Genomic DNA, 26,893 nt, shown 5'->3' with positions numbered 1-26,893 from the left:
ACGTAAGCTCGACGTGAAGCAAAAATTTGTCGAGGTCTCTTATCGTGCCCACAATGTTTATTTACTTCGTTGCGATTGTAGATACGACCGGAATATCATAGAGACGATCATTTCTTCATCGTGTCGAAGAAATTATTCAGATTGTCCGCTAATTGCTGCTTGTCTTGTGAATTGACATATTCAACAGTCATATGGTGGAAGGTTTCTTCAGAAGTCCATTCTTTTTGCAACCAAACGATTTGGCGATCAGTAAAGACATATTGCGTAATCCCTTGGGTCTCTGGGAACTTGCCTTCCTGATCCACGGCAGTTACAGAAGTTGGGGCACCATCTTTGTCATAGTATTTTTGCATCGCTTCTTTGGTGGTCATATATTCCACGAATTTCTCAGCTGCTTCTTTATGTTTTGACTTCGCAGAGATGGACAAGGCTAAATCGGCTGCCCCCACGGTCATTTCTTCACCGTCTTTCAAACCAGGGTAAGCAAATGAAGCAATCTTGAATTCTGGTTTTTGGTTTTGGATCGCTGGTAACGCCCAGATACCATTAGGGAAGATCAGTGCGTTGCCCTTTGCAAAAGCCGCGATGGCATCGTCATAAGTAGCCCCGTTGGCATTTTTTTGGCCGTTCCCATGAAGAAGATCCAATTCTTTGGTGACTTCTTGGAAATCGGGATTGCTGGTCTTGATGGCGCCTTTAGGACTATGCACCAACGCATTGTTGGCACCCTCAAAGCCACCATCTACTGTTGCCCAAGCTAATTGGTGGTAACCGTTCAATGTCCAAGCATCCGCTTGGGTCAATGATAAGGCGAAAGGTGTCTCCCCTTTTGCTTTGATATCTGCGACGAGTTTTTCAAATTCAGCCCAAGTTTTTGGTGGTTGTAAGCCTAATTCGTCAAACTTATCTTGGTTGAAGAAGAAGCCCCAGGCGTTACTCGTCAATGGCACGTTATAGACTTTATCATTGATGGCGTAAGTCTCAGCCGCCCCTTCTTTTAGATTTTTCAGATAGTCTTTGCCAGTTAGATCTTCCCAGATACCTGCTTTGGCCCATTCTTGAAAATCAGCATTTTGTGGAAAAACATTCACCACATCCGGTGTGTCATCGCTGGAGATCCGCGTCTTCAAGACCGTTCCTGCATCAGGTACATTGGTGAATTTGACTTTGATATCAGGATTGGCTTTTTCAAAATCATTGATGATTTCTTGCAAAGTCGGCTGCATTTCCTTTTTCTGACTGAAAAACTCGATCTCAGTTTTGCCACTGGCTGTGTCTTTCCCTCCGCCACAGGCCGCCAAAACCAATAGGCTCACTCCGCAAACTGCCGCTGTAATCCATTTTCCTTTTCCCTTCATAATAACCCCTCCTAAATAGTATGCGCTTTCTTTCTGCACTCTCATCATAATGCTCACTAAATGTTTTGTCAACTGTTTATTACAAAAAAATCTATATGTTTATTTATTTGTTTTCGATGGATTTTACTTTTGTTACGTAACTATTGTTACGTGTAATTGAAACTAGTTCGACTTCACCTTCAGTAAATTTCCGAAGAGCATCCCAATCAAGCAAAAAAACTTGAAAAATCTACAAAGAAACCACTTCAAAAGTGAAGTGGTTCATCATTTGTTCGGTTTTTGAGACATCACCAAAGGCGATTTTTATAGCCGTCTTTCCTAACTCTTTTCGTGTCCGTTTTTTTATCAAGAGACCGTTGTTTCACTATCCCGCTGAATGATCTCATTGGATAAGGTGACCTGAACGGCTACTTTCCGCTGACCTTGGATTCGTTCCATGGCGAGGCGCACCGCGATTTTTCCCAGCTCTTCTGTCTCAATATTGACCGTACTCAAAGGCGGGGTGAGATATTCCGATATCTCGATATTATCAAAGCTCACCACCGAGACATCCTCTGGCACGCGGTAACCATGCTTTTGCAAACCGCGATAGACTCCCACGGCAATAGGGTCACTGGCCACCATCACAGCAGTAGGCATCTTTCCCTGATTTTCTCTGATCAACTTTTCAGTGACCTTCAAACCATCGATTGTACTCCAATCACCTAAATAGACTTTCATTTCAGCCTGTAATTCATGGGCCAACATCCACTGTTGGTAGGCCAAATGTCGCACATCGTTGTTTTCTTTCATCTCTTGACCAGCTTCATCTGTGATGGTCCGCTGCGCACCGATAAAAAAAATTCGGCGGTGACCTTTACCATATAAGCGATCCAGTTGACGGACCGTCGCACCAGGAAAATCGGTGGCGACTGTGTCGGCCCCGATTTCTAACAATTCAGGACGTGAATCATCCACCACCATCACATGAGGATTGACCTCCCTGATTTTACGGATTACTGCCACCGGTACTTGGCCGATCACCAAGATTGCGGCGCTAGAGCGCAGGTCTTGATAGTCTAAAGTCTGCTCTCCCAAGCGGATCACTTTTTTTGTGGCGATCTTACTCAACTCAGACTGTTGCTGGATTCCGATCCGAATCGAGCGAAAATACGGATCTTCCAACTCTTTGATTTCGGAAACAGTCGTAATCAAGCTCAATACGTGTTTACTCTTGGTCACCCGTTCTTTTTTCTCATAATTAAAATAGGCTACTGCTTCTAAAATTCGCTCTTTGGTTTCTTTGGTGACAGATAGAGTCTTATCCTCATTCAAGACTCTAGACACAGTCGCTGCTGAAACACCCGCCCGCTTTGCCACAGTTCTAATTCCAACCATTTTTCTCACCTCAAGTATGTATTCATGTACACTATAACTGTTTTAAGTTAACAATGCAATGTTTACCTACAGAATTACCGATCTCTGTGGCTACAGAAAAGCAAACAACAATCGCACTAAATTCATTCGCGTCATCTTTTCAAGTGCTAGCATTAATCACAGCGATAATAGTCAATGTGGCGAGCTCACCTACTAGAACCGCATCAGTATTCCCGAAACGAAATAATCAAGCCATGTTATATTTACCTTATTTCATCTGTCGTAACAAGTGATGGAGACAAAAATATCATCATTAAAAATTCAAAATTGTTATCAAAAGACGCCTTCTGGAATTGTGAAGATGTTACTGTCTATGATTCAACGATCATCGCCGAATATCTTGGTTGGAATAGTAAGAATTTGCGTTTCGTGAACTGTTATATAGAAAGGGAACAAGGTATGTGTCACATCGAATATCTAGTAATCGATGGCGCTAAAATCATCAATACCGATTTAGTTTTTGAGTACTCCACAGTGGACATCAATGTCACATCAGCAATCAGTAATGTTAAGAACACGTATTCAGGTTCTATTAGCGCTAGTGAGATCAAAGAGCTAATTTTGGAACAATCACAAGTCAATCCCATCAAAAAATGTAAATGCGCGACTATTATGAAGCTGTATTTTACATATAGTAACCAAAGAGTTAATAAAATAAAAAGAGCGAACCATTATAGATCAGCTCTTTTTTCATTGCTGTTTTTAATCTTATCTAGAATCACTTCAAATGTTTCAAAGGTATTTACATCTAACTGACATAACCAAAGCAAGTACTTCTTTTCTTTGTAAGTCCAATCAATATTACGGTAAGAGGACATTAGATTATGGTACCTTGCTCTTTGTTCAATAGTTGCAGTTAAACTTAACATTCGCCAAAAATATATAACTCCCGAATACTAGAATAAAGTGCAACATCCAGCAATTCTCTGTTGGGTGTTTTAGTTATATACCAGGGGTTAACATTAACGAATAAGCTATTTTAAGCTAAAATTTAAATATACTTATACCGGCTTAAAAGGAGGCATGTTTATGATTCAAAAGAAACGGCTTGAGTTAATTTTAGAGGAATTGAAGACGCGCGGAACTCTTAGTTTGAAGGAAATTGTTACCTTAACAGGTTCTTCAAGAGATACAGCAAGAAGAGATATTGTCAAATTAGCACAAAATAATGCTATCGATCGCACATATGGTGGAATTAGTTTGCCCAATACATTTAGTCGTTTAGATGAATATCTTGAACGTACTGAAGATCTCAGTGCTGAAAAAGATATTCTAGCAAAAACTGCTAGTAATTTAGTAAAAGATAATTCCCATATTTTTTTAGATATTTCGACAACGGTCAGTTGCATTCCAAGACATATAAGACCTTATGACAATGTCGTAGTAACGACAAATTCATTAGATATTACCGATCAACTATTGAGAAATACTAAGTGTAAAACTAAGATTTTAGGTGGAACCGTCGATCCTATCAAACGAAATGTCGCTGGAACGAAACCGATGCTTGAGCTGGATTCATTTATCTTTGATGTTGCTTTTATGAGTGCCGCTGGAATCACAACCTCAGGCATTTATTACGCCTACGATGAAGATATAGATTTCAAAAAGAAGATAAGAAAACAATCCAAACTTGTAGTTTTACTAATTGATAATACAAAAATCGGATTAAGTCATAACTATGAAGGTTTAGATTTCGAAGATATTGATTTTCTTGTTGTAGAAAGTCGTCTACCAGATGATTTAGAAAGAACAATATCAGATAGTAATGTTTCTATAATAAATTCAAAGTGGGTGCAAACATGATTAAAACGGTATTATTTGACGTAGATGGAACAATCTTAGATACAGAATTTGTCATGATTAAGTCTTGGCGAATTTTAAAATGAACTTAGCCACTTCATAAAATAAAAAAACATCATTGCCCAATTTCATGTATTATTGAAGTTCCTACACAATCAATAAAGGATGAAATGACAATGACGCAAACTGAGAATACCACATTTTTACGCAAAGGCAAACACCTTGATTATGAAGAACGAAATAAAATTGAAGCTTGGAAACAAATCGATCGCCCTTTGTCGAATCGTGCGATCGCAAAATTACTCGGACGTGCCCCTCAAACCATTCATAGCGAAGTAAAAGACGGTACGGTTCGCCAAATCAGGCGCCAAGTCCAAAATGGTAAAACCTACGAATATGAATCGTTTGTTTATTCCGCAGATGCTGGTCAAGCCGCTTACGAAAACGCACGAACAAATTCTCGAAAACAACTGAAATGGGTTTCTTCGCCAAAGTTCATGGCGTATGCCGATCATCAAATGAAGACAGAAAAACAAGCGCCTGATGTCGTTGTTGGTCGTGCAAAGAAACTCGGCTTGTTTCCAAATGAGACAATCCCTTGTACCACAACCCTTTACACCTATATTGATCTCGGCTGGCTGGAAACAAAAAATATTGATCTGCATCTCAAGGTTCGACGAAACACCAAGCGATCACAGAGTAGGAAGAATAAAAAAAGTGATTGGGAAATTGATACGGTGAACGGACTGCGCGTTGGCAAAGACCAAGCATTGCTTACATTGACCGAACGTAAAACACGTTACGAAATAATCATCAAAATCGATGGAAAAGCAGCTAATCCAGTTGATCGTGCACTGACTGCTTTAAAAGAAGCTGCGGGCAACGATTTCGAAGTGCTTTTCAAAACGATTACTTCAGATAATGGTGCTGAATTCGCTGGTCTAACCACACTTCTTAAAGATATTACGGAAGTTTATTTCACCCATCCCTATTCTTCATGGGAACGAGGGACCAACGAAAATCATAATGGGATGATTCGCCGTTTTATACCGAAAGGAACACGTATGGAAGATGTAGCGTTGACTACCATTCGTCGTGTACAGGATTGGATGAACAATTTGCCGAGAAGAATATTGGGTTACGCCACTCCGCGTGAGTGTTTATTGAACGAGCTATCGGAGCTATCCTTAGCCGCTAGATAACCATCAAAAACTAAATAACCAATGAATTTCAATAAGTGGCTAACTTGCACTTGAAATTTGGGAGATTTATAGTTTTCATATACTACTCCTTTATTTTTAAAATCAATAAAAAAATTCGCAATGTTTTTTTCCGTGTCTGATATAGTTTACTTTGTTATCTTGTCATATCAATTTCCAATCTCGGCTTCAGTACTTATAAGTATATTACTTCTTTAACAAATTATTGAGACTTATATCCCTATACCTCATAGGAAAAAAGTGCCTCCTAACCATGATTACTCGATTAATCCTCTTACTTGTCTCTAACAGGGCTCCTGTACGTCATTTAAAAGTATTTCAAAGCCTCTTTTTAAGTTAACGACGGTCAGGACATCATCTACAGCCACATTCTTGGCCCGATTATACTTAATAATCTCTTCTGTTTGTAATAGCGTTGTATTCAATCCTTCAAATTTCCCCGTATTATACACTAGTTCCACAATATTTTTCTTCAGACTCTTTGCGAGATAAATGGTATTTATCGGGAAATTTAGACCGTTTTTCTTCATTCATTTTCTCACCTCTTGAATTTTTCCTTCTATTATATAAGATATTATTCTGTCATAGATCCAAACTCTTTACTGCGGTATCTTTGTCTTCCTGGGTGATCCCAATATAGCGTAAAGTCTCCCGTTGTGAAGAATGGTTGAGCAGCGACTGAATGATTTCTGTTTTGGTCCCTTGCTTATACAAAAAATAGCCGAAGGTCTTGCGCATCGAATGGGGGCCAATTTCTTTCAACCCAACCGCCGTTCCTGCTTCATGAATGATCCGCCAAAGGCTTTGTCGGGTCAAAGGCGTATCTGCTCCCTTTCGGCTTGGAAACAAATAATTGCTGAAGTCATGTACTTGTAGCTGCTCAGTAAATTCAGATTGAACATAGTCGAGAATCACTTTTCGTAATTTATTCGAAATGAAGACCGAATTGTGTTTGGCCGTTTTTTGTTCCTTCATGGCCAGACGTTCCTTAACAATCACCCGTCCACGAGAAATTTCTAATACATCACTTAATTTTAACTGTCTTAAATCGGAGATTCGATAGGCTGTATTGATCCCGACTGAAAAAAGCACCAAATTCCGTTGCCCATATTTTCCGGAAGCCAAAATTGCCTTCATGGCATCGATCTTTTTTTTGTCGCGAATCGGTTCCACGCTCTTCATTTTTAGCCCCCTCTCAAATGTTACTTAATATGATTATAACAGATAATAAGTCACATTTAAACAAGCTATAGAAAAAAGGCCCTAAAAGAAAAGTGATTTTCTCTTAGAGCCTCTAAGGATGGAGCGATTTTGATGAATGTGACAGAATCAGTTTGTGTCACATTTGTTTCAAAAGATTTACATAGAACCTTCAAACTATTAAACTAGCGAAAAGGCATTAAACTTAATTTAAAAATATAAAAAAATTTATACACTTTTTAAATGACAAGTGAACATAAAGAGAGTGTAAAATATTTTGTGTAAATAGAAAAAAGGAAGTCCCTTCTGTAGAATGGTTCTGTTGCAAAGTTTTAAATCTACTATCAAATAAGGTAGAATAATAGAAAAAGATAGCAGGAGGAATGACGATGAATCCTTTTAAAGGAAAGCAATTTCAGCAGGATGTGATTATTGTAGCCGTGGGCTACTATCTTCGTTATAACCTTAGCTATCGTGAAGTTCAAGAAATCTTATATGATCGTGGCATTAACGTTTCTCATACGACTATTTATCGTTGGGTGCAAGAATATGGTAAACTACTCTATCAAATTTGGAAAAAGAAAAATAAAAAATCCTTTTATTCATGGAAAATGGATGAAACGTACATCAAAATTAAAGGAAAATGGCATTATTTGTATCGAGCCATCGATGCAGATGGTTTAACCTTGGATATTTGGTTACGTAAAAAACGGGACACACAAGCAGCCTATGCTTTTCTTAAGCGGTTAGTGAAGCAGTTTGATGAACCGAAGGTTGTAGTCACAGATAAAGCCCCCTCTATTACAAGTGCCTTTAAGAAACTAAAAGAATACGGCTTTTATCAAGGGACAGAACATCGTACCATTAAATACCTGAATAATTTGATTGAACAAGACCATCGTCCAGTAAAGAGACGCAATAAATTCTATCGAAGTTTACGCACTGCCTCTACCACGATTAAAGGCATGGAAGCCATTCGAGGATTATATAAGAAAACCCGAAAAGAAGGCACTCTCTTCGGGTTTTCGGTCTGTACTGAAATCAAGGTATTATTGGGAATCCCAGCTTAAATCATAGATACCGTAAGGGATTTTATTCTTTATTTAAAACTTTGCAACAGAACCCTTTGCACAACTCCCTACCATCGACTAGAAACAATTCTTGCACCCTCTTTTAATCTTTTAATATTAAGTTTACGTTTTTCTCTCAATTCATTTTATTCTTTTGCTGAAAGTACAACTTTTTTTCTATAGAATTTTTCTAATTCTTTGGAGCAATCATACATCACTATCACCCTTCTTTATTTTCTTCCTACTTTCATTAGTAACACCATACTTCATTCTGTACCTTCTAAATGTTCTTCGATTTATACCTGTCTGTTCTTCAACTTCTTTGTCTGTAGATCCTTCCAAAAATAATTTAAATGCTAATTGCAGACGCTTATCATCTTCTCGATACTTTGGCTTTCCACCCTTATACTTACCTTTTGCTTTAGCAAGCGCAATACCTTGCTTCTGTGTTTCAAGTATATATTTACGTTCATCTTCAGCCTGGTACTTATATAATTCAATAATCAAGTTATTAAGTAATCGGCGTAGGTTATCATCAGTAATACCTGTTAACGCTGGTAAATTTAATACTTCAAGCGTGGCTTTCTTCAATTGAATTAAATTCATTGTTTCCGTTAATTCTTTATTATTACGACCAAGACGTTTAAGTTCGGTGACTACCACAATATCGTCTTCACGAATAAAATTCATCATTTCTTGAAATGCTTCTCGATTTGTATCCTTTCCACTCAACTTGTCAGTAAAAATTTTATCACAGTCAGATAAAAGCTCTAATTGTCGATCTAAATTTTGATCTGTACTACTTACTCGTGCATATCCAATTTTGGCCATAGAAAAAACTCCTTTGAAAATTCAAAATTTGGATCATTTTAAAAATCCTGTTGCCCAACTCTGTTGACCTCTTAGAAAACCAAGTATATCATGAATACAAAAAAAGACCAACAGGGTATACTCTGGTGGCCTCATAATATGTTATGTAACCTAATTAAATTAGGCTACTGAAAGAGTGAAGAAAGCGAACTATGGATTTATTATGGAATTTTGGGATACAAAAATAAGAGACTCAAGCAGATTGTGTCTCTTATCTTTATAACTTAATATAATTATTTTATGAAAGAATTGAAAAATTCTTCCGTATTATCAGCACCGGAAACTGTAATAGCTATTTTCTCGTATAAATCTTTTAATTTGATTTTAAATGAGGCAGACTTTAAATCTTTTCTTAAGATGGTACTCACATTTATAGGTACAGGTATGTCGTTATCTTCGACTTCTAAATCTCCAAATGAAATAAAATAATCTAAATTATCATGGAATTTATCGCTATCAGTATAAAAACGATCCATGTATTGTCCGATAACCATAAAATTGTTACTAACGCCTTGAGATAGATAACCATTTAGAAACCTTGTTTCTGGTTCATCACTGATAAACACTCCTGTTTCTACTACGCCTCCTCTAATAGTATCCCATTGCATACTTTCTAATTTTTCTTCAATTAAATTTATTAACTTCATTGCAACGTCTTCTTTATTCATTTCAATTTATCCTCCCAGATTTTCAGTTCTTCTGTGAAATCATTTTCTTCTTTCAAAATTGTTAAATCACTATAAAGTGAATTGACAATTTTCATATAGGACAAAAAAGTAATTTTCTTTTTAAACCAATTAACTTCACTTTCATTACTGTAGCTATTAAAGTCTGAAAAACTATCAATATTGATTTTGTAATTTTGAGTAAGTTTCGTTAAATTCTGTTTAAGTTCCCTATGTTGTTCCATACCCAATTCTTCCTGCTTTTGAAATTCTTCGAAGTCTTTGTCATAATTCAAAAATTGTTCCATTATTATTATAGATTCGTTGTAAAGATTTTGAATTGTGTCAGATTTCCTCTTATTTTGCATGGCGTCCAACAATCTTTCTTTCTCGGTGATTGATTCTAACACTAAAATTCCAACAAGAAAACTAGATATACCTAAAATAAATGAATACCAATCAATAATATTTATATTTTTGAATTTATAGCTTAAAGCAATTAAAATTAGGATTGGAATAACAACTACTACAACAATAGTCCAGAATTTATGCTTCAAAATCAACTCACCTAGACTATCTAATTTTTTATCTGTCCATTTTTTCTTTTTCTCCGCTTGTACTATTGGAAACACCCTCCATTTTAAGTCTTTCTTAGTATTTTTTTGTGCCGGTGTATTTTTCACTAAAGATTTTTTCAGCAACAGTATCTTCTAATTTCAAAATTTGAGTTTTGTAATCTTGATTGCTGGTATTGACTCGTGAATACCAATAAATTGCCATTTTTTCTCACACTTGCTGGGAATAAGGTTCTGACACCTTTCAAAGTCAAGTATATCAAGGAAAAATAAAGGGGTCAAAAGCTTAAAAGTTTCTGACCCTTTCTTTTTTTAATAATCTTTAATGAAACGAAAGATTACCATTCATTCAAAATTCTTCACCCATTTTATGCCCTTAACTTTAAAGGGTTATTTATGATGTTAATAAATGTTTAACACCTACTAACAAAATTAAATGGGCTGGATAAAAAAAGTAAAAAAAAAGATTAAAAGATTTTCTGCCATGATACTCAATATTTTTATAACTTTTTAATATAGGCAATGAAAACAGAATACCAAGTGATGTAAAAATTTCGTAAACAGGGATCTGTATCGGATTTTTAATATATTCAAAAAAGAACAATAAAAAAACATAAATCGTAGTACATATAATTGGAAGATGTGTTTTATTATTCTCTTTTGTAATAAAAAAACCAATTATTAATAAAATACCTATTATTCCCCAATCAGATGAAATAGTAATCAAACAAGCCATAACAGATAGAATAAATTTCACGATATTATTTTTAAGTTTTTTCAAAAGGACCAATAGTATCAGTCCCATCATTAGGGTGAAAAAAACATTTCCAAATATATTTATGGATTCAAAAGTATAATCGTGCTTTGTAAATAGATAGAATGGATATATAGAAATAATCCATCCTATGAACATCCTGAATAAATATTTTTTAATATTTTTTGTATGTGTGAATCCTTCAACTAATAGAAAGGCCATGATTGGAAACGTAAGCTTGCCTAATATTTCTGTTAAAAAAAAGGCAATACTTGAATATTGATATATCTCAAAAGTTTTACCAAAATGATTGATAAACATTGTAATAATACCTATAACTTTTAGGGCTTCTCTAGACAGTAGAATGCACCTCAGATTCATATCCAAAAAACATTTCATACAGATAAAGGTATGGGCTATAGTCAATTCCTAATTTAGAATCTAAAAAATCTATAAATTGACCATCCAAAAACCCTCCTGAACAAATAGATCCAACATTTAGGTAAGTAGATGCTAGAGATATATTTTGGGCAATATGACCACACTCTATATTCAAAAACCTGTATCCTCTATCTTGATATTTATAACAGGTTAGTCTAGGATCGCCTAGAAAATGAATTGAAAAAGCTGCATTTTCTGTTAGAGTTCCAGATGAAGTTATTTTTTTATAATCTTGCATTGCGAACATTTTTGATAATGGGTATAAGGAACAATTAATAGGATCATACTCATAAATTCCTGAATCTATTTCACTTATGTTATTAACAATGACCATCAACTTTATAGGGTATAATCCACCAGCGGAGGGAATAGTTATCCTATTGTCACTATTCATACTATATCCCATCTTAAATATTCCTGAAAAAATACCAATATCAATAATTTGATTCTTAAATACTCTACAACTTTTTCTTTTAGAAAAAATTTTTTCAATTTCTATATCTTCCATAAAATTATCTAAATTTATTTTATTCTCGTTATTTTTAAATTTCCTTTTTTTAACGTTTAAAAGCTCATTTAAAAACAAATTATTATCAAAAGCTTCTGAAATAGACCGATCAAAAACATGTTTATCTTTTAAGGATAGGGATGTTTCATTATGAAAATATTCAAATAGTGTGGAGTCATTACACCTGATACATTTTTCTTCATAATTCATATATAATCACCTCTTTCAATATTTCTGTATCTTTTGACTGTCAGACAAAATGAATTATAGTTAAAAGTAATCATGTCTTTGATAGTCATGGAATTATTTTCTTGTGTATTACTATAAAATAAGTTTGTAATCTCAATGATCTCTGTAATAACATGTCCCAAACAAATTGAAAAGTTAGAACATTTTATTTGATTATTTACATAATAGTATCTAGACATCTCTTTTCTCAAGCTGAATATTGCATTTGCTAAGCTTGATAATGGACTTATTTGGGGTCCAATTGAAAAATAATTATAATTTGAAATTATTGGGAGAATACAATTTAATCCAAATTGACCTATTGTTTCAATGACCTCTGGTTCAACCTCCCAAAAAATAGGAATAACAATGTGATATTCTTTTTCAAGGAGAACCTCAAATTTAAGATCGTCAAAAGTTTCGTATTCAGCAAGTGTAGTCTCATAATTATGGGCGATTAAATCATCTGAATTATCAAAGATATTTTTAATTTTTCTGCCCAATTTTTTCTTAGAAAAATCAATTAGCAAAATGTTTATTTCATCGCTATCTTCTATTTCTCTTCTTAAAATTTGACACAATAAAATCCGTTCTTTAATCAAAGTAAGGACAATTGAGTGAATTTTATCGTAGTCTGGTTCAAACATGAGCGTTTTTTTCAAATGAAGCGTTAACTTTTCCAAACTTGAAGGTGCTATAAAATAATCAAATATAGGAATAAAATACTTTTCAACATTTACACCTCTTAAAATAATTTCTTTTCCATACATTTTTACTATAAATTTTTCATCATCCACTCGGTTATAAATTGCTTCCGGATTTTTTCGAATTTCTAACATTTTACCTCCTATTTTAAGGAAACGGAATAAAGTTTGCTGACCTATCTAAAATACAATTACCTTTGGTTTCAACACTATCATATATTTCATCTGTAAATGTTGGTAAATTTAACGACGGAAACCAGGTCAAATCAAATACTTTAATGTTTTTACTATAGGTATACCTTGAAGTATTGTAATGATCATTCATTAAAGCAGTACACATAGGCTCCATTCCCCATAGTCGATTCAATTCATCTAAGACCTCATCTTGTTTTGGAACTTTTTCTTTTTTAGGTTCGTAGATGTTTATACTCGTTTCTAAAAACTGATATGCTCTGATTATATTTTCGATTGGTAGCATATGAAATAGATGTATATAGTCATATCTTTCCCCATCTATTGCCTTTATGCTACCATGTGGTGAAAAAGAGGAAATTTCTTTTGCTAATTTTGACAGTGCTTCTTCATCCGTATATCCCGCTCCCAACCCTATCACTATAGAGGTATTCAATAGCCCTATCGAAAAAAAAACTTTGTATGACGAAATTAATGATATTTCGTAAAATTTCAAATCATGAAGAAAGTCAGGTATTATTTCTTTGAAAAAGTTATTTTTAATAACCTTCTTAACTTTTCTTTTTGAGAGATAGGTGAATATAAAAGATTGCCTTTCAATAAATTCTCCTAGAGCATTTTCCAGTGCGTTTGAGGTACTAAGATGCGTAGCCAGTCCGCAGGTATCAAAAAAGAACTTCTTCGTATGCTGATTTACTGGTATAGACTCTATTTTCTTTGTAAAGAGATTGATACAATTTAAATTTAAATTATTTTCGACATTAGAATCATATAGAATTTGCCTTTCCATTCCTTCACCAATAGTTCCTAGAAGTGCTTTTCTGAAGTCACTATTTGACGAACCGGAAAAACTGTTTCCAACATTTAAAGACAGTAAATTGCCTTCACTATTCTGACCTATAAATTTGGGAATATCTATAATAAATGTATACCCATTTGAGTATTCCAAAAAACATTTCCCCCCTACTGTTAACCTTTTGTTAAGTAACCCATTAGTACACTAAACTTCAATTAGGCAATCTTTCATTTGCAACAAAGATATACCTCCATTTTCTTTGACTATTGGAATATGCATACAATTTTTCAAATTATTTATGGCAGGCACACATTTGATTAGATAATCCGACGTGATCGACAATGTTTTACCTGAGTAATTGTAAGGTACCTTGTTTAAAAATATCACATCTAAATTTTTTATCTTAGAAGTCAAATATATATCTAAGTACTTAATATAATTTTGTTCTTCCGTTTTAACATCACTTAAAAAGGTAGGAAGACTATTAGTCCATTGATATAACCATTCATGATCTTCTTCACTTAAATTAAAGTATGATTTTCGAGCATACATGTTAAGCATTCTCAAAATTCTAGCTTCCTCGATAGCATTTTTAATAGCCTTATTTAAGTCAGGATCACATGATATTCCATAAGACACTAATTTTCTATCTTTAAACACTATATGTAGAACCGTAGGCCAGCTGCTGATATTCTTAATTAAAAAAAATTTATTATCAAAATTTTCCAAGCCGTTATTCTTTAAATCATTTTCTATAGTAATATTTAATCTTATTCTAGTCCCCAATTTTTTATACCAAAAAAGGAATAACTCATTTTTTTCAATCAATTCAGATAATGCCTTTTCTATTATTTTTTTGGATTCCATATTCCCTGATGCGCTTCCTGTCGAATCAACGTGTCCATTGGTTTTATTAGGTCCATAAGAAAACTCTGAGGCAGTAACTTTTTTATATTTTCCGCTCAGTAAATTCAAACTACTGATAGATGATTTATCATTGAATAAAAAGGCAATTGATGAACGCTCTAAGTACTCACTGTAAAATTTAGAAAGAGAAATACTCAATCTTTTATCGTATGAAGAAGCAGTATATGGCATTAATTTATTGTCAATATACAATGTGTTGATAGACCCTAAAGTGATAAAACCTCTCGATAAGAATTTTTCATTAGATGTGACATAGTTCATGTCGTAAGTATCAAATAGCATTACAGTTCCTTCCCTAAAATACCAATGGCATCCAAAAATAATACTTTATTTACATTTAAACCAGCCATGTTAGTTAATTTATTTGGGCTTGTTTTAATTTTTTTGCTCCTTCTCCCGTTCTCTCTCCAGAATTTTTTAGAAAAATATCTAATTTCTCCAGCCTGCTTTAAACTCTCTGATAAACCAACTTTATGGAAATGCTCTATCCATTCTAGTTCTGTGTATACAAAAAAAATCATCTGACAATCCTTCTCAGTAAGTTGACCGGTTCTTTCTTCTTCAAATTTATCTGTGAGCAATAAGTAGGGGAACTTTAAATTATAGCTGCCACGCTTTAACGAAAAATAGTCTTCGCAAACCAATACTTGAATTGAGGTTATCTTTTCATGAGAGTAAATAAATTTATTTAATTGATTAAAATAATTATAAAGTTCCATAGAAATATTTTTAATTGGTATTTTAGGATATACTTCAATATTAAAATCCTCATCATTCTCGGTATCACGATTCTCGGCTACTTCAATTAATTTATAATTATCTTCAATTTGTGGATACGTTAAATACCCAAAGAAATACTGATGAATTTTTTTTATTATAATTTTGTTTGTCATTATAACCTCACCTAGCGAACGTTTTATTTTGGAAGCATTTTCAGTATATACAATCACATAATTCCCAATGTATCGGTTGATCATACTGAGTCTCACCTTTAAGATCAATTTCGATAATCTCGTTAGCATGCCTCTCTACATCTAATTCATCAAAGGATAATAGTTTTTGTACCAGACCAATCACATTTCTATTAGATACAGGTAATTCAGGAGTATATTTTATATTCTTGCTATAAATTAAATCCACAATTGTTTGGAATGTCACACTATGACTATTTCTATTTTTTGCTCGTAAGCTGGCTTCGAGTTGCGAAAAAAAACATTTTGGACATGGATTATGCCATTCTCTTTTAAAAATATTTGTAATATAAAATTTTGAATTATATCCTATACAATAAACAACCTTTAAATTTCTTTTTCTTATTAAGTCATTACTCTTTACAAACATATTATAATCAAAGGGATTTAGTACCACTATAATTAAAAAATCTTCAATGTTTGAAATTTCCAAAATTTTACTATCTATACTTTCAGCTGATTTTATACACTCTATTCTAAACTCTATTGAAGATCCTTCTAAGTTGAAATTTAAACTTTTATTTATTGTTTTATCATTTGAAAAAAACAGAATTTGGCTATATTCTTCTTTTTTCTTGACCTCATTAATAATGCTTGATTTTTCAAAAAATTCGATTACCCGAGGAGTCAGTTCTTTAAAAAAATCTTCTATATATTTATGTTCAACGGTCAGCACATTTTCGCGATCAATTATTTTTAAAAATTCAATAACCTGGGGGTGATTGATTTTAGTAATACCAGATGTATTTTGAATTATTGACTCTTTATCAGATAAATTCATCATGATAAATTGATCAAATCTGTATAATTTCATTTTTTAATCCCTACTTTCTAGACATATTTCTTTCATTCCTTTTAGAAGTTTAGGTTCATGCGTTATTACAATGACTATTTTATCCTTTGAAATAAAGTCTAACAGTCTTCTTAGTACTGGAATTAGATCATCAAACAAATTTGATGATGGTTCATCGAAAACATATAGTTTTGTATTTTTCTTCAATATTGTTCCTAGAATATATACCATCTGTCTCTCTCCTGAAGACAGAACATCAATATTTTTGCTTAAATTATCGTATATTGAAAAATATTTCGAATCAAAAAAATCTTTCATTACATCTTTTTCTAATATTGAGTAAATCTCATCCATTTCTCTAATTGATGTTAGATAAGATTTAACATCTAGATTATCAACAAACATTGAATTTAGGAAAACCGACGTCGATTCTTCCCTAACTTTTTTCATATTAATATCGCTCAATTTATTCTTATTATAATAAATTTCGCCTTTTGTAAAATTCTTCAATAAACCAATTAAACATAATAAAAAAGTAGTTTTTCCAGCTCCATTTTTTCCTGTAATCCCATAAATATTGTTAGTCTCAAACTTAAAATTGAGATTTTGGGGGAATAAATACTTTTCTCCGTCATAAGAAAAATTGTAATCTCTAACCTCAATCATACGAATCTTATCCAAACTATAGAATCCATCAATATCATTAGGTAGCTTGTTTATATCTGATAATCTGTTCCAAGAAACTTTAGATTTTTGCACATCTGAATAAATTGAGAACATTTCATCAACAGTATTTAGTAAAAATGAGAAATATTGGATAGTAACTGTAAACAAACCAATCGTTAAGTATCCATTTAAAATAGCAAATCCTCCCAAAATAAAAAAAACTATTTGAAAAATCAAAGTTAGAGTTATTTTTATTGACGATAAGTTAAAGAATAAATGATAGTTTATCTTTTTTTCATTTAACAACTCTTTTTCTGTTTTTTCTAATCTCTTTATCTCTTTATCTATTGTTTCATTCGATTTGATATTTACATATCTGTTATAGATAGAATTTAGAATGGAATTATATATAGTTTGTTTCTCAGATAAAAAATAGGTGGATATGTAAATTTTTTTGTTATAAATAATAAACAAAATAAAATATAAAGGTATTATAATAACTAAAGATAATAAAATTATCTTATTAACAAAAAAGAAGAATACAACTATAGTAGCAACAGTGATTACATTAGTTACTAACAAAGGCAACTGATCAAAGAAAAAGGTTAATACTTGCTCAAGATCATCATTAACTCTAAAATTGAGATAGTTTAGATCCATTTTCACCATCTGACTGGAATCTTTTCTCAAAATTTTATGAAGTATTTTTTTGTTAATATCTACTGTCACTTGCTGTTTTACAACAATTGTGACTTTAGTAGTAAAGTATGAAAATATTATCCTGCCTATTCCTAATCCTAATAATATCAAGCAATAAAAAATAAAAAGGTTTTTATTTTTTATGTACACTAGGCTATCTATCAAACGCCCTTCAATAAATGGGATAGTTACCATTATTATAGCGAGTCCTATGGTCGATACATATAACAATAAAATTTTGGCTTTATATGCTGATATACTTTCTTTAATGCTCATTTCGTATCTCCTTTAGTATCACGACGTTTAAAAGGTATACTCTTTTTTTATATTCTTGCTAAAAGAAGAAAATATATACCGCAACGAGAGATTTTCTTTATAAAATAATATCGATTTTCGAAACTACCTCAGACAAATCCATTGCATCGGATACGCCTCCACCAATACATAGACCTGCGCAGGCACTACTGCATTTTGAACTGCATGCACTAGCACATGTACTACCACAATTAGACGAACATTTAGAACTACATTGACTAGCACAAAGAGAACTCAATTGTATAGAATTTTCAGACAATTGAAAGTCAGAAACACCGAATTCATCTTCCATAATATCTTTAACGTTTATTTCTTTAAAATTTTTTGCAGCACCCATAATTACCTTCTTTCCGAAAAGTTCTCTCGCAGCAGTATATAAATCACAGATTTCTCTGGATTAAAATAATGATATTATTTCTAATCACACATGTCAATATTTAATTAACTTAACTTGGTCTATTTAAATTGTTATAACCCGAAAATCTTAATGCTTTTTATTTATAATCAATACCAAAAAAATTTTTTTTGGCTTTATTGTAATAAGTTGTGCGAAATCAAATCTGGGTCAGAATGAACCACATTCTGGCTCAGATTTTTTGTTATCTCACTTTGATTAATTGATTGATCAAAAAGATTCTAATTCTCATGTTCTCGAATGATTTAAATCCGTAGGATACTCGTTTCATTGTCTTTATATGGGTATTCTTCGCTTCTATTTTTCCATTGGAATAAGGATAGATCATTGTGTTGGTGATGCCTTCTTCATGGGTAAGAAGGTTTTGAAGCTTTTCCCGAAAGCTGTCATCTAACGTTTCGGGAAGTTCTGTCAATAAGGAGAAAAATAAGTCAGGGTCTTTGTCTCGAAAGGCTTCAACTAATTCATGAAAAAAGGGATACGCCTCCTTCTAGGTGCGCAGAAAACTCAAGCAATCGATCAATCACTATTTTCGCTTTTGGCAGAACACGTTTAGCGAGCTGGAAGTAGGCGACGTTCATATCTGTCACAAAGAATTCTACTTCTTCTGGATTGGTACACCCTAAGAAATAGCTTGTTAATTGAGGTAATTTACACGTAGGCGAAACATCTATTAATTTTCCTGTTTCACCATCTGCGCAAATAAAGCTCATTTTATCTTCTATAGAAGCATGCGAACGAAATTCATCAACCATTAATACTCTTGGGAGAATCTTCTTAGATTGCTTTGGTAAATAGCTTTTAAACTCTTTCAATGTACGAATAATGGTGGTCAAAGATACCTGACAGCCTAGAGAACGATATGTTTTTTAATACCTAAAGTAAATATCCACCCGTGAAAACGGGTGGCTTTTTAACAGCCCTAAAAGGGATCACCACTCGCAAGCCCCTTAAAAGGGGCTTTTAAATAACCACCAACCGCTCACAGTCCTATCTCTCTTTAACCATTTAATTAGATAACTATATAAAACGAATCAAATATTAACTTATTTGGTTTAAAAAATAGTGTGTAATGCGAATTTAACTGACGTCTATAGTTTTTTTCAAAACTTAACTGCATGATATGTGGGGAACATGGAACATCCGTGCGAAACAGTGCGATAGTAGAATAGCACGAACAATAGGTCAATTTATCGCTGTAAAGTTTTGGGACACTTTGAATTTACAAATAGAAAAGATTTAAAATAATGGTGGTACTTAGACCTTTTTTAAGAAAGAAAAGCGATCTTTTTTGCCCTCCACGTTCCAGCCGCCTCCACCACTTAGGAGGGCAAAAAAAATAGACGTGCAAGGCACGTCTGTAGAGCAAAAGGTTGATATTTCACTGAAATCTTGCTATACTTACTATGTAAAGAGGAGTTGCGCTAACAACTCCCCTACAGCACCGTTTAAGACGGTGGCCAGTTTAATTAATTGTTAAAAAATAATCGTCCTCTGGCTAAAGCTGACGGTTATTTTTTTGCATTCTTTTTTCGTTTCTTCTTGCTTTTACGCTTAGAAGAACGAGTGTTTATAATCGTATCTGCTAGTTTCACACATGCTTCGATTAAACCAATGAAGGCTAACAAAACAGGCGCTATTGCTAACAAAATGCCGATTATATCCACATCTTGCAAAAGGCTACCCTTTCTTCAGATTTCGATAGTACATTCATAATGCACCACCTCACTTTCAAAAAAAGCGCCACCGTCACAAACTTTACTGTACTCATATTATACCATAACTCACGCTAAAAACCTATATTTATCAAGGCTTTTAGCGTTTTTTTTATGTCTAAATCCGAGTGAAATGCTTGTTCCTTCAGTCGCTCCAGCCACCACCACCGCTCCTTCAGAAACCGTGTTGCTGACACAACCCGAAGTAATCGGTAGAAAAAAATACCAGGATCAGGCAGAGATCTCTTGTTCTTTTAAAGCCAAAATAGACAAAGCGTTCGCAAACTGCAGTAAGCCTGATTGAGAATCATCGACGATCACATTTTTCTGATAATGGATCCGATCGCTCACATGATTGATTGATAATCCGTAGACAAAACGCATCAAAAAAATCTTTCGTCTCCGATCGGTAATTTCTGGTTTATATGGATGGCTAATGGCCGTCAGACCCAAAGAAAACAAGTGGTGAAAATAAAGAAACTCTTGTTTGAACTGCTGATTTTCTTGAACAAAGCTAGAGTGTTTGATTTCTGGTATATCTTGGTCTAAAAGCGAATACGTTGAATGGATCGGCGGCATTCTCGTCAATCCCATCCTTTCTCTTGAAACAAGATAACTAGAGAGCATCGATCCGATCTCTCCTTTGGTTTTTTCCCAATCGATCACCTCTTTTTCAGGTAATTCAAATTGGTGAACATCAAATAATCGCACATTATTCCTCTTTTCATGATAGGTGATACAAACAGTTGTTGTTTGAACCTGAATTTTATATCAAAAAAGACCTGGAGTTTCCAGGTCTTTTTTCGTCTTTGTTTCTCAAAATGGCAACGATTGACGGGCGTTCTTTGTGATTTTCAATTGGTCTAGCTATGTTGAGAGCCTAAAACGTCGGTAAATCAAGCTTCTTCTCTTTGGATCTTTTTTGAAGAAATCGGGGGGACGAGTTGGAACGGTGTTATGTTCCAAGCTGGACTCGTCGCAAGATAAGCGAAATGTTGCTTTTCTAACAAGCGTAAAATGCAGCGGACTTGATCCGCTGTTTTGTCGGACGTAATAGCCAGGCATTCCACAAAGTCAGCAGGCAAGGAGAAAACGGAACGATTCGCTGTCTGCCAGCCGCTGACGATCGTGGGATCAAATTCATACCGCCGACAAAAATCACTCACCGACAAACCAAGGTGCCCCACGATATACGCAGTAATCGGATAGCTGTCAACATAAGCTGAAAACGACATACACCATTCATCCTTTCAACGCTATCTTAGGTTTCACGGAAAAAGTGCCACCACTTCTTCTGTCTTTCTTGTTTCAGTCGCACGACTTCATTTTCAGGAGTAAATTTCCCCCTATGTTCTGAGGGGGTCTCATAACCACTTTGAGACGTTTTAAAATTTTTGGTATCATTTTGTTGGATTCTTTGTTTAAATCTTATGAGAAGTGTTCCTGCGACGTCAGAAGCAGTATTTGTTTGTTCACTTGCAAAGTTAGTTGTTGTTGCTGATCAAGAAGTTTTTGTTGTTGGGCTAATAACGACTGCAGCTGCTCAATTTGTGCGTCCTTTTGTTGCAACTGTGCAAACAACTTCGTTTCTATACTGTCAGAGCTTGCTGCGTCAGGAAGTTCGAACGCTTCAAGCAACTCAGCACGTCCTAGCTTGTCAGCAAGGTGCAACACTCCCGACCACAGAACTGTCTTATACCCTTGGCTGTTTTTGGCAAGGTATGTTGGCTCTAGGTTGTCAGCATGTTTCCTCATAGCTTGTCTGCTGATACCAAAAAGTTCAGCAAGTTCTTTTACTGTCAACATTTGTTTTGGTTATCTATCCGTTGTCACAAGGGTGTCACCTCGTTTGTTTTTCTTTTAGTATACAGGAATCCGATCTAATAAACGAATTTCAATAAGATCCTTTCTAATCAATTAGAAAATATTTTTCAAAAATGCATATGAAAAAAATATAATAAGCAACTATTTAGAGATTAGAGAGAAAAATGAACGCTAATAGTTTTTATCACTAATCGGTCGTAAGGTCCATGGTTTTCCATCCAAATTATGTTTTAATAATATTAAAATCATTTATGGAGAATACTTAGTATGAAAATAGTGAAGCGTATTTTATTAGCTGTAGTGACAATATGTGTTTTATTTTTAGGGATTATCTATTTTTGGGGGTATAAATTAAACATATATTTAGTACCACCATCTCCTCAGAAGTATGTACAAGTTGCCCTAAATAACATGGACGAACTTGGGCTGTTCACTGACTCAAAAGAATGGGTAGAAACTAAAAAAAATACGATACAAGAAACATCAAATGCTAAAGATTATGCAGAAACAATCCCTAATTTAAAAAAGGCGATTAAAGTTGCAGGAGGCAAGCATTCGTTTATTGAAGATGAAGAAAATATGTCAAAAAAAAGTATTGAAGAATATGTAAAACCCAAGGCAGAAGTCGAAAATGATATTTTAGTATTAACTATTCCTGCATTTACTGGAAGTGATAAAGAAGCCGAAGAGTATACTACTATTTTAGAAACGGCATTGCATAAGAAAATTTATAAGTCCGTAATTGTTGATTTATGTGGAAATACAGGAGGAGATATGGCTCCTATGATATTAGGTCTATCTGCCATATTACCAGATGGTAAATTATTTAGTTATGTAGATAAAAACAACGATTTAGAGCCTGTAACTCTTAAAAGTGGCGAATTAAACAGTAACATCTCAACAATAAAAATAAGTGATAACAAAAAAATAAAAAAAGTGCCGATTGCCATATTAATAGACAGTAATACAGGGAGTTCTGGCGAATTAACCGCTTTGTGCTTTAAGGGGATCCCTAATGTTAAATTTTTTGGGTCTGATTCAGCAGGTTACACTTCTGCCAATCAAACTGTCTATTTATACGATGGATCGACATTACAAATAACTTCTGCTTTTGTAAAAGACAGAACAAATAAAATTTATAAAAATGTTCCTATTAATCCAGATGTTCGAACAAATAATAGCAAAAGTTCTGCAATAGAATGGATAAGATCTCAATTAAAGTAAAAAAACTTGCAAAGAAAAATCTTTGCAAGTTTTTTTTTACTTTGCTACTTGTGCTTTTTTCTTGCAACATGAGTAAATCCAATACTTAACCACCCGAAAAATAACACTAACCAAATTGTACTATGTCTTGCTAGAAATACGATTAAACTTAAAATAACGACAATAAAATATAAAAAATAATCATATTTTGAAAAGAATTTACCCATAACTATTCCACCTTAAAGTTATATTTTCTATAATATATTCTCTTTTCTTAATGTTGGTCTATCAGTTTTTAGTCTTAGTATACGTGCAGCTGCTGTGTCAGGAACTTCGAACGCTTCAAGCAAATCGGGACGACCTAGCTTGTCTGCTGATACCAAAAAATTCAGCAAGTTCTTTTACTGTCAACATTTGTTTTGGTTATCTGTCCGTTGTCACAAGGGTGCCACCTCGTTTGTTTTTCTTTTAGTATACAGGAATTCGCTTTGCCAAGCGAAACCGATTGAATGCAGCAATCAAAGTAGAGGAACATGCAGTAAGAAAACTACATGTTTTATTCTAGTAATTTTAGTGTATAGTCGTCCGCTATGATCTCACCTTGCATGATCAGCAGTAAATGGTCGAAAGGGATTTTTGTGGATTTACCGAGTCGGTTCAGTTCTTCCTCACTCTTGATCCTTTCATAAATTTTTTTGGTTCGCTCGATTCGATCCCATTCTGTATTGGTCAAGTAGCGGGAAAGTTCATAGGTTAGCCGAGAATCCTCTTCACCGTGCACAAGATCAACTCCTCTTTTTATGGATTATTATAAAGGCAATAGGAAATAAAGAAACAACTGATCACTTGAATTGTTCATGTTATACTCGTTAATGGCAACTGCCCCGTGAGGGGGTGTAAATATGCTAGAAACTTTAATATCGCTGATTATCGCTCCACTATTCGTGGGTCTAGTACTCTTACTAGTTGATCGCTGGCTAGACGATTAGCCGATAGTCGAAGCAGTTGCCTTCTGGCCCCAACGCTGGAGTCGCAACAGCGCAAAAAAAGCCCTCCTATTCGCAGTAGGAGGGTTTTTTGGTGTAAACATGCTTGTTCTTTAATATCGCTTCGCACATTTATTATAGCAAGAAATTTTGAAAAAATCAAAATGCAGCAATCAGTACCAGTCATTTTTTCGTTCTGAAATTATTTGGAAATTGATATCGAAAAGGTAGGTCACATTTTCAACTTTCTATGGTCGAAAATGTGACCTACCTTAAAATTGACCAATCCCATGCAGCACTAACGTTTTACTGACCTCGTTACATGTAGGAAGTTGTTTCCTAACCCCCCTATTAGTAAATGGGGGTTCACGGTCACTTCAGCTCGCACAGCAAGCTGAAGTGACACCAGAAAGGCTACAAGGATTTTTTGCTAGCGCAAAAATCCTACAGCGTCTGCACAGCAAACACTGTACGCCATTTCTCTTTTTTATCATAACGAAAGTAAACTATTTTGCAAAGTTTTTTCTCTCTAGCTAATCAAAAGTTTTGTAAAAATTGATCAATGATATCTGCGCTTCAACCCTTTACTTTAAATGAGTTGCTCGTTTTAAAATCATAAATCATTACACAATCTGCTTCTATATTTTCTTTGAGAAGAGGGTTTCTTTTTTTGTTTGTTTCTGCGTTGATTGCACGTAGTGTAATAAGGTCTATCTCTTTTTTTAATGCGCTACTTAATTTACTTTTTAACCGAATCACATCAAATATATTATGGAGCAAAGACCCTTCACCGTCGATTAAAATATCTAAATCACTGGTTTCTGTTGCTTCGTTTCGAGCGTATGACCCAAACAAAAAAGCTTTTTTTATTTTCCATTCTAAAAATATTGGTGTACATAATTTTTGAATGTCACTAATTGTATAAATCAACTAACCGAACTCCTTGTCTTCAATTTGAATATTAAAATAAAAATGAAAAGCGACAATTATACTCACCGTTTAGGAAAAAATATTGATAAAAAAGGGAAGGAACAGGTAAATCGATTGCTTCTTTTAGATCAAAAAGGGAAAGAGCATAAGGTAAACGCACCACACTCATGTTGAAAGTGGGAAAATAGGCTGTGCCTATTGCGTTTTGAAGAAAATAAATGTGATACCACAGCATAGTTTTTAGCAGTTGTCAGGGAGTTGTTCAAAGACTACTCAAGTAGTCATTTTTGCGAAAAGTAGTCTCTAGGTACCACCATCGATCGTCCTTTTTGAAAGACAAATTTTTACAAATACTTCGCAATCAGATCATTGTAAGTGAGCGATTCTGAATTTATTTTTTCTTCTTTTGCTTTCTCTTTTTGATTATTAACGGGTCTTTTTTGTGATTTATTTTTTGCTTTTTTTCGCCGACTATTTGCCCATTTTCCTCTTTGTTGTGCCTTTACTTCTTTGTATTTTTCAGAGTTTTCGAGATCAAAAATATCGACGTCCATTGTTTCCGCAAAACTATTTGAATAAATTAAAAGTTCATCCAAACGGTTTAAAAGTGCCCGCATTTGGATATTTTCTTTTGTCTTTAATCGATACAATTCCAAAATAATATAGCGAATTAAGGCACTATCCGTTGCTGAATCTTCCACTGCTAACAATTCTTTTAATTCTTCTAATGCTTCTCTGTGTTCAGGATCAATATAAATTTGCAGCCGTTCCTTTGTCATTTGTTTTCACTTCTTTCAGTCTGTTTATTTTTTAGTCGTATATTTTGCTACTTCTTAAGTATAATAAATATAAGCAATTAAAATATTCAGAAACAACAGTGCACATAATGTTAGTGGGTTTTGGTTGTGCTAAATACTTTATATAAATCTTCATATTGTATTATCCCCCTCTATTTGTAACAACCGTCATGCATTTTACGAGCTTTATCTAAATGATCAATAGGATTTATCTTATTTATTCCCTAGTCCATATTGTTTTCCATTTGATATTCTAGATAGTCTAAATTATTAGTATAGTGAAGTTCATTCTCTTCTTTACTTCTATTTAACGCCTCACCTATTGTATTAATAAATCTCGATCTTGGTTAACAAAATCATTTTTTAAAACCAAATATATATCCTGATTTCAATCACTGACAACACATAGATTCTTCTTCTCTAACGAATCTATTATAAATTGAGATAGTTCATAATCACTAGATATTAATTTATCCACTGTCAAATTTGCTGGATTAGATATTAGTATTATAAATGTATTTTAAAGAAAACAAGTGTCTTCTTCATAACTATTACATCTCCTCCATCCTCAAAAATTTATACCAAAAAATAAGAAAACAAATGCAATATAAAGGAGGATTCCCCCTCCCAAAACAATAAAAAAGTAGAAAACATATTTAGTCGTTTTGCTAATATCATTCGCATTTCTTATCTTAATACTAATAAAAATATAAAACCCTATGAGTATTAAAAGTGGTAGCATTTTGATCAACAATTTTTATCCTTCCTTTGAGAAAATCATTTTGGAACTTTTTTTTATGTTAACCGATATTATAATTTAAATTTTAATGATTATTCATACACATTATATGCGTC

General features: G+C 33.7%; 28 protein-coding genes and 3 pseudogenes. 6 read left to right on the top strand and 25 right to left on the bottom strand.

Annotated features, from left to right (window positions below; all coding sequences use genetic code 11):
- Window positions 1-107: 107 nt before the first annotated feature.
- Window positions 108-1,358 (bottom strand): extracellular solute-binding protein, encoded by a 1,251-nt coding sequence (locus CO692_RS00640; protein WP_096741245.1) that lies wholly within the window; start codon window positions 1,356-1,358, stop codon window positions 108-110.
- A gap of 345 nt (window positions 1,359-1,703) precedes the next feature.
- Window positions 1,704-2,735: a LacI family DNA-binding transcriptional regulator gene (locus CO692_RS00635; protein ID WP_096741244.1), complete on the bottom strand. Its 1,032-nt coding sequence runs from the start codon at window positions 2,733-2,735 to the stop codon at window positions 1,704-1,706.
- A 174-nt stretch (window positions 2,736-2,909) separates the two neighbouring features.
- Between CO692_RS00635 and CO692_RS00630 the strand changes: the two genes are divergently transcribed.
- Window positions 2,910-3,530, top strand: coding sequence for a DUF3737 family protein (locus CO692_RS00630; RefSeq protein ID WP_096741243.1), 621 nt, complete (start codon window positions 2,910-2,912; stop codon window positions 3,528-3,530).
- Here the strand turns inward: CO692_RS00630 and CO692_RS17805 are convergent.
- A complete protein-coding gene (locus CO692_RS17805) occupies window positions 3,446-3,643 on the bottom strand; it encodes a hypothetical protein (protein ID WP_096741242.1) in 198 nt (65 codons plus the stop codon). The two genes, CO692_RS00630 and CO692_RS17805, sit on opposite strands and share 85 nt — an antisense overlap.
- Window positions 3,644-3,803: 160 nt before the next feature.
- Here CO692_RS17805 and CO692_RS00620 point away from each other — a divergent pair, with 160 nt between their 5' ends.
- On the top strand, window positions 3,804-4,577 hold the full coding sequence (locus tag CO692_RS00620) for a DeoR/GlpR family DNA-binding transcription regulator (RefSeq protein ID WP_192940699.1): 774 nt from the start codon (window positions 3,804-3,806) through the stop codon (window positions 4,575-4,577).
- Between the two features lie 173 nt (window positions 4,578-4,750).
- Window positions 4,751-5,776 (top strand): IS30 family transposase, encoded by a 1,026-nt coding sequence (locus CO692_RS00615; protein WP_096741240.1) that lies wholly within the window; start codon window positions 4,751-4,753, stop codon window positions 5,774-5,776.
- A gap of 237 nt (window positions 5,777-6,013) precedes the next feature.
- On the opposite strand, the pseudogene CO692_RS00610 reads toward CO692_RS00615, so the two are convergent.
- Both CO692_RS00610 and CO692_RS00605 read right to left on the bottom strand, forming a co-directional pair.
- A pseudogene (locus CO692_RS00610) lies at window positions 6,014-6,328 on the bottom strand (hypothetical protein); the annotation flags it as partial.
- A 48-nt stretch (window positions 6,329-6,376) separates the two neighbouring features.
- On the bottom strand, window positions 6,377-6,976 hold the full coding sequence (locus CO692_RS00605) for a tyrosine-type recombinase/integrase (RefSeq protein WP_096741239.1): 600 nt from the start codon (window positions 6,974-6,976) through the stop codon (window positions 6,377-6,379).
- Window positions 6,977-7,383: 407 nt separating this feature from the next.
- Here CO692_RS00605 and CO692_RS00600 point away from each other — a divergent pair, with 407 nt between their 5' ends.
- Window positions 7,384-8,064 carry an IS6-like element IS1216 family transposase gene (locus CO692_RS00600; protein WP_001067799.1) on the top strand — a complete coding sequence of 227 codons (681 nt, stop codon included), beginning with the start codon at window positions 7,384-7,386 and terminating at the stop codon, window positions 8,062-8,064.
- A gap of 207 nt (window positions 8,065-8,271) precedes the next feature.
- Here CO692_RS00600 and CO692_RS00595 read toward each other — a convergent pair whose 3' ends face one another.
- The 17 genes and pseudogenes from CO692_RS00595 to CO692_RS00510 form a co-directional block, all read right to left on the bottom strand.
- Complete coding sequence (locus CO692_RS00595; protein WP_010749141.1) at window positions 8,272-8,895, bottom strand: recombinase family protein; 624 nt, start codon at window positions 8,893-8,895, stop codon at window positions 8,272-8,274.
- Between the two features lie 272 nt (window positions 8,896-9,167).
- On the bottom strand, window positions 9,168-9,602 hold the full coding sequence (locus CO692_RS00590) for a hypothetical protein (protein WP_096741238.1): 435 nt from the start codon (window positions 9,600-9,602) through the stop codon (window positions 9,168-9,170).
- Window positions 9,599-10,300 (bottom strand): hypothetical protein, encoded by a 702-nt coding sequence (locus CO692_RS00585; RefSeq protein ID WP_226818080.1) that lies wholly within the window; start codon window positions 10,298-10,300, stop codon window positions 9,599-9,601. Before CO692_RS00585 ends, CO692_RS00590 begins: the two co-directional genes overlap by 4 nt.
- Window positions 10,257-10,379, bottom strand: a pseudogene (locus CO692_RS18115) (recombinase family protein); the annotation flags it as partial. The gene CO692_RS00585 and the pseudogene CO692_RS18115, both read right to left, overlap by 44 nt.
- Window positions 10,380-10,568: 189 nt before the next feature.
- Entirely contained in the window at window positions 10,569-11,249 is a 681-nt protein-coding gene (locus CO692_RS00575) for a TraX family protein (RefSeq protein ID WP_185932375.1), read from the bottom strand.
- A gap of 31 nt (window positions 11,250-11,280) precedes the next feature.
- Entirely contained in the window at window positions 11,281-12,087 is an 807-nt protein-coding gene (locus tag CO692_RS00570; protein ID WP_096741235.1) for a SagB/ThcOx family dehydrogenase, read from the bottom strand.
- Window positions 12,084-12,944, bottom strand: coding sequence for a hypothetical protein (locus tag CO692_RS00565; protein ID WP_096741234.1), 861 nt, complete (start codon window positions 12,942-12,944; stop codon window positions 12,084-12,086). Before CO692_RS00565 ends, CO692_RS00570 begins: the two co-directional genes overlap by 4 nt.
- Window positions 12,945-12,957: 13 nt before the next feature.
- Window positions 12,958-13,950: a hypothetical protein gene (locus tag CO692_RS00560; RefSeq protein ID WP_096741233.1), complete on the bottom strand. Its 993-nt coding sequence runs from the start codon at window positions 13,948-13,950 to the stop codon at window positions 12,958-12,960.
- Window positions 13,951-14,001: 51 nt separating this feature from the next.
- The gene (locus CO692_RS00555; RefSeq protein WP_096741232.1) at window positions 14,002-15,006 is read right to left on the bottom strand and encodes a YcaO-like family protein; all 1,005 of its coding nucleotides are present in this window, start codon (window positions 15,004-15,006) and stop codon (window positions 14,002-14,004) included.
- Window positions 15,006-15,617, bottom strand: a complete 612-nt coding sequence (locus CO692_RS00550) for a hypothetical protein (RefSeq protein WP_123906403.1) — start codon at window positions 15,615-15,617, stop codon at window positions 15,006-15,008. Before CO692_RS00550 ends, CO692_RS00555 begins: the two co-directional genes overlap by 1 nt.
- A 40-nt stretch (window positions 15,618-15,657) precedes the next feature.
- Entirely contained in the window at window positions 15,658-16,509 is an 852-nt protein-coding gene (locus CO692_RS00545; RefSeq protein ID WP_096741230.1) for an McbB family protein, read from the bottom strand.
- A 3-nt stretch (window positions 16,510-16,512) separates the two neighbouring features.
- Window positions 16,513-18,129: an ABC transporter transmembrane domain-containing protein gene (locus CO692_RS00540; protein WP_096741229.1), complete on the bottom strand. Its 1,617-nt coding sequence runs from the start codon at window positions 18,127-18,129 to the stop codon at window positions 16,513-16,515.
- Window positions 18,130-18,226: 97 nt separating this feature from the next.
- Entirely contained in the window at window positions 18,227-18,505 is a 279-nt protein-coding gene (locus CO692_RS00535) for a hypothetical protein (RefSeq protein WP_096741228.1), read from the bottom strand.
- A 262-nt stretch (window positions 18,506-18,767) separates the two neighbouring features.
- A pseudogene (locus CO692_RS00530) lies at window positions 18,768-19,431 on the bottom strand (transposase); the annotation flags it as partial.
- Between the two features lie 1,098 nt (window positions 19,432-20,529).
- On the bottom strand, window positions 20,530-21,009 hold the full coding sequence (locus CO692_RS00520; protein ID WP_016612331.1) for a phage transcriptional regulator, ArpU family: 480 nt from the start codon (window positions 21,007-21,009) through the stop codon (window positions 20,530-20,532).
- 185 nt (window positions 21,010-21,194) lie between these two features.
- Window positions 21,195-21,533, bottom strand: a complete 339-nt coding sequence (locus tag CO692_RS00515; RefSeq protein ID WP_002337564.1) for a hypothetical protein — start codon at window positions 21,531-21,533, stop codon at window positions 21,195-21,197.
- Between the two features lie 193 nt (window positions 21,534-21,726).
- Complete coding sequence (locus CO692_RS00510; RefSeq protein WP_096741227.1) at window positions 21,727-22,104, bottom strand: hypothetical protein; 378 nt, start codon at window positions 22,102-22,104, stop codon at window positions 21,727-21,729.
- A 285-nt stretch (window positions 22,105-22,389) separates the two neighbouring features.
- Between CO692_RS00510 and CO692_RS00505 the strand changes: the two genes are divergently transcribed.
- A complete protein-coding gene (locus CO692_RS00505; RefSeq protein ID WP_029486046.1) occupies window positions 22,390-23,346 on the top strand; it encodes a S41 family peptidase in 957 nt (318 codons plus the stop codon).
- Between the two features lie 535 nt (window positions 23,347-23,881).
- On the opposite strand, the gene CO692_RS00500 is transcribed toward CO692_RS00505, so the two are convergent.
- A complete protein-coding gene (locus CO692_RS00500) occupies window positions 23,882-24,106 on the bottom strand; it encodes a hypothetical protein (protein ID WP_096741226.1) in 225 nt (74 codons plus the stop codon).
- 121 nt (window positions 24,107-24,227) lie between these two features.
- On the opposite strand from CO692_RS00500, the gene CO692_RS17550 reads away from it, so the two are divergent.
- Window positions 24,228-24,314 carry a type I toxin-antitoxin system Fst family toxin gene (locus tag CO692_RS17550; RefSeq protein WP_115224856.1) on the top strand — a complete coding sequence of 29 codons (87 nt, stop codon included), beginning with the start codon at window positions 24,228-24,230 and terminating at the stop codon, window positions 24,312-24,314.
- A 573-nt stretch (window positions 24,315-24,887) separates the two neighbouring features.
- Here the strand turns inward: CO692_RS17550 and CO692_RS00495 are convergent.
- Together CO692_RS00495 and CO692_RS00490 are read right to left on the bottom strand one after the other, a co-directional pair.
- A complete protein-coding gene (locus tag CO692_RS00495; RefSeq protein ID WP_096741225.1) occupies window positions 24,888-25,241 on the bottom strand; it encodes a nucleotidyltransferase family protein in 354 nt (117 codons plus the stop codon).
- Window positions 25,242-25,585: 344 nt separating this feature from the next.
- Complete coding sequence (locus CO692_RS00490; protein WP_029486047.1) at window positions 25,586-26,020, bottom strand: hypothetical protein; 435 nt, start codon at window positions 26,018-26,020, stop codon at window positions 25,586-25,588.
- Window positions 26,021-26,893: the final 873 nt, after the last annotated feature.

Source organism: Enterococcus sp. FDAARGOS_375, from assembly GCF_002393265.1.
In the GTDB taxonomy this organism is placed as follows: domain Bacteria; phylum Bacillota; class Bacilli; order Lactobacillales; family Enterococcaceae; genus Enterococcus_D; species Enterococcus_D innesii.
Note: the sequence above shows the minus strand (reverse complement) of the source record. Positions and strands in the feature narration are given on the sequence as shown.

What these genes read in the sequence shown, in the direction of transcription:
- CO692_RS00640 (WP_096741245.1), bottom strand. Translation starts at nt 1,358, where the DNA reads ATGAAGGGAAAAGGAAAATGGATTACAGCGGCAGTTTGCGGAGTGAGC.
- CO692_RS00635 (WP_096741244.1), bottom strand. Translation starts at nt 2,735, where the DNA reads ATGGTTGGAATTAGAACTGTGGCAAAGCGGGCGGGTGTTTCAGCAGCG.
- CO692_RS00630 (WP_096741243.1), top strand. Translation starts at nt 2,910, where the DNA reads ATGTGGCGAGCTCACCTACTAGAACCGCATCAGTATTCCCGAAACGAA.
- CO692_RS17805 (WP_096741242.1), bottom strand. Translation starts at nt 3,643, where the DNA reads ATGTTAAGTTTAACTGCAACTATTGAACAAAGAGCAAGGTACCATAAT.
- CO692_RS00620 (WP_192940699.1), top strand. Translation starts at nt 3,804, where the DNA reads ATGATTCAAAAGAAACGGCTTGAGTTAATTTTAGAGGAATTGAAGACG.
- CO692_RS00615 (WP_096741240.1), top strand. Translation starts at nt 4,751, where the DNA reads ATGACGCAAACTGAGAATACCACATTTTTACGCAAAGGCAAACACCTT.
- CO692_RS00605 (WP_096741239.1), bottom strand. Translation starts at nt 6,976, where the DNA reads ATGAAGAGCGTGGAACCGATTCGCGACAAAAAAAAGATCGATGCCATG.
- CO692_RS00600 (WP_001067799.1), top strand. Translation starts at nt 7,384, where the DNA reads ATGAATCCTTTTAAAGGAAAGCAATTTCAGCAGGATGTGATTATTGTA.
- CO692_RS00595 (WP_010749141.1), bottom strand. Translation starts at nt 8,895, where the DNA reads ATGGCCAAAATTGGATATGCACGAGTAAGTAGTACAGATCAAAATTTA.
- CO692_RS00590 (WP_096741238.1), bottom strand. Translation starts at nt 9,602, where the DNA reads ATGAATAAAGAAGACGTTGCAATGAAGTTAATAAATTTAATTGAAGAA.
- CO692_RS00575 (WP_185932375.1), bottom strand. Translation starts at nt 11,249, where the DNA reads ATGTTTATCAATCATTTTGGTAAAACTTTTGAGATATATCAATATTCA.
- CO692_RS00570 (WP_096741235.1), bottom strand. Translation starts at nt 12,087, where the DNA reads ATGAATTATGAAGAAAAATGTATCAGGTGTAATGACTCCACACTATTT.
- CO692_RS00565 (WP_096741234.1), bottom strand. Translation starts at nt 12,944, where the DNA reads ATGTTAGAAATTCGAAAAAATCCGGAAGCAATTTATAACCGAGTGGAT.
- CO692_RS00555 (WP_096741232.1), bottom strand. Translation starts at nt 15,006, where the DNA reads ATGCTATTTGATACTTACGACATGAACTATGTCACATCTAATGAAAAA.
- CO692_RS00550 (WP_123906403.1), bottom strand. Translation starts at nt 15,617, where the DNA reads ATGACAAACAAAATTATAATAAAAAAAATTCATCAGTATTTCTTTGGG.
- CO692_RS00545 (WP_096741230.1), bottom strand. Translation starts at nt 16,509, where the DNA reads ATGAAATTATACAGATTTGATCAATTTATCATGATGAATTTATCTGAT.
- CO692_RS00540 (WP_096741229.1), bottom strand. Translation starts at nt 18,129, where the DNA reads ATGAGCATTAAAGAAAGTATATCAGCATATAAAGCCAAAATTTTATTG.
- CO692_RS00535 (WP_096741228.1), bottom strand. Translation starts at nt 18,505, where the DNA reads ATGGGTGCTGCAAAAAATTTTAAAGAAATAAACGTTAAAGATATTATG.
- CO692_RS00515 (WP_002337564.1), bottom strand. Translation starts at nt 21,533, where the DNA reads ATGTCGTTTTCAGCTTATGTTGACAGCTATCCGATTACTGCGTATATC.
- CO692_RS00510 (WP_096741227.1), bottom strand. Translation starts at nt 22,104, where the DNA reads ATGTTGACAGTAAAAGAACTTGCTGAACTTTTTGGTATCAGCAGACAA.
- CO692_RS00505 (WP_029486046.1), top strand. Translation starts at nt 22,390, where the DNA reads ATGAAAATAGTGAAGCGTATTTTATTAGCTGTAGTGACAATATGTGTT.
- CO692_RS17550 (WP_115224856.1), top strand. Translation starts at nt 24,228, where the DNA reads ATGCTAGAAACTTTAATATCGCTGATTATCGCTCCACTATTCGTGGGT.
- CO692_RS00490 (WP_029486047.1), bottom strand. Translation starts at nt 26,020, where the DNA reads ATGACAAAGGAACGGCTGCAAATTTATATTGATCCTGAACACAGAGAA.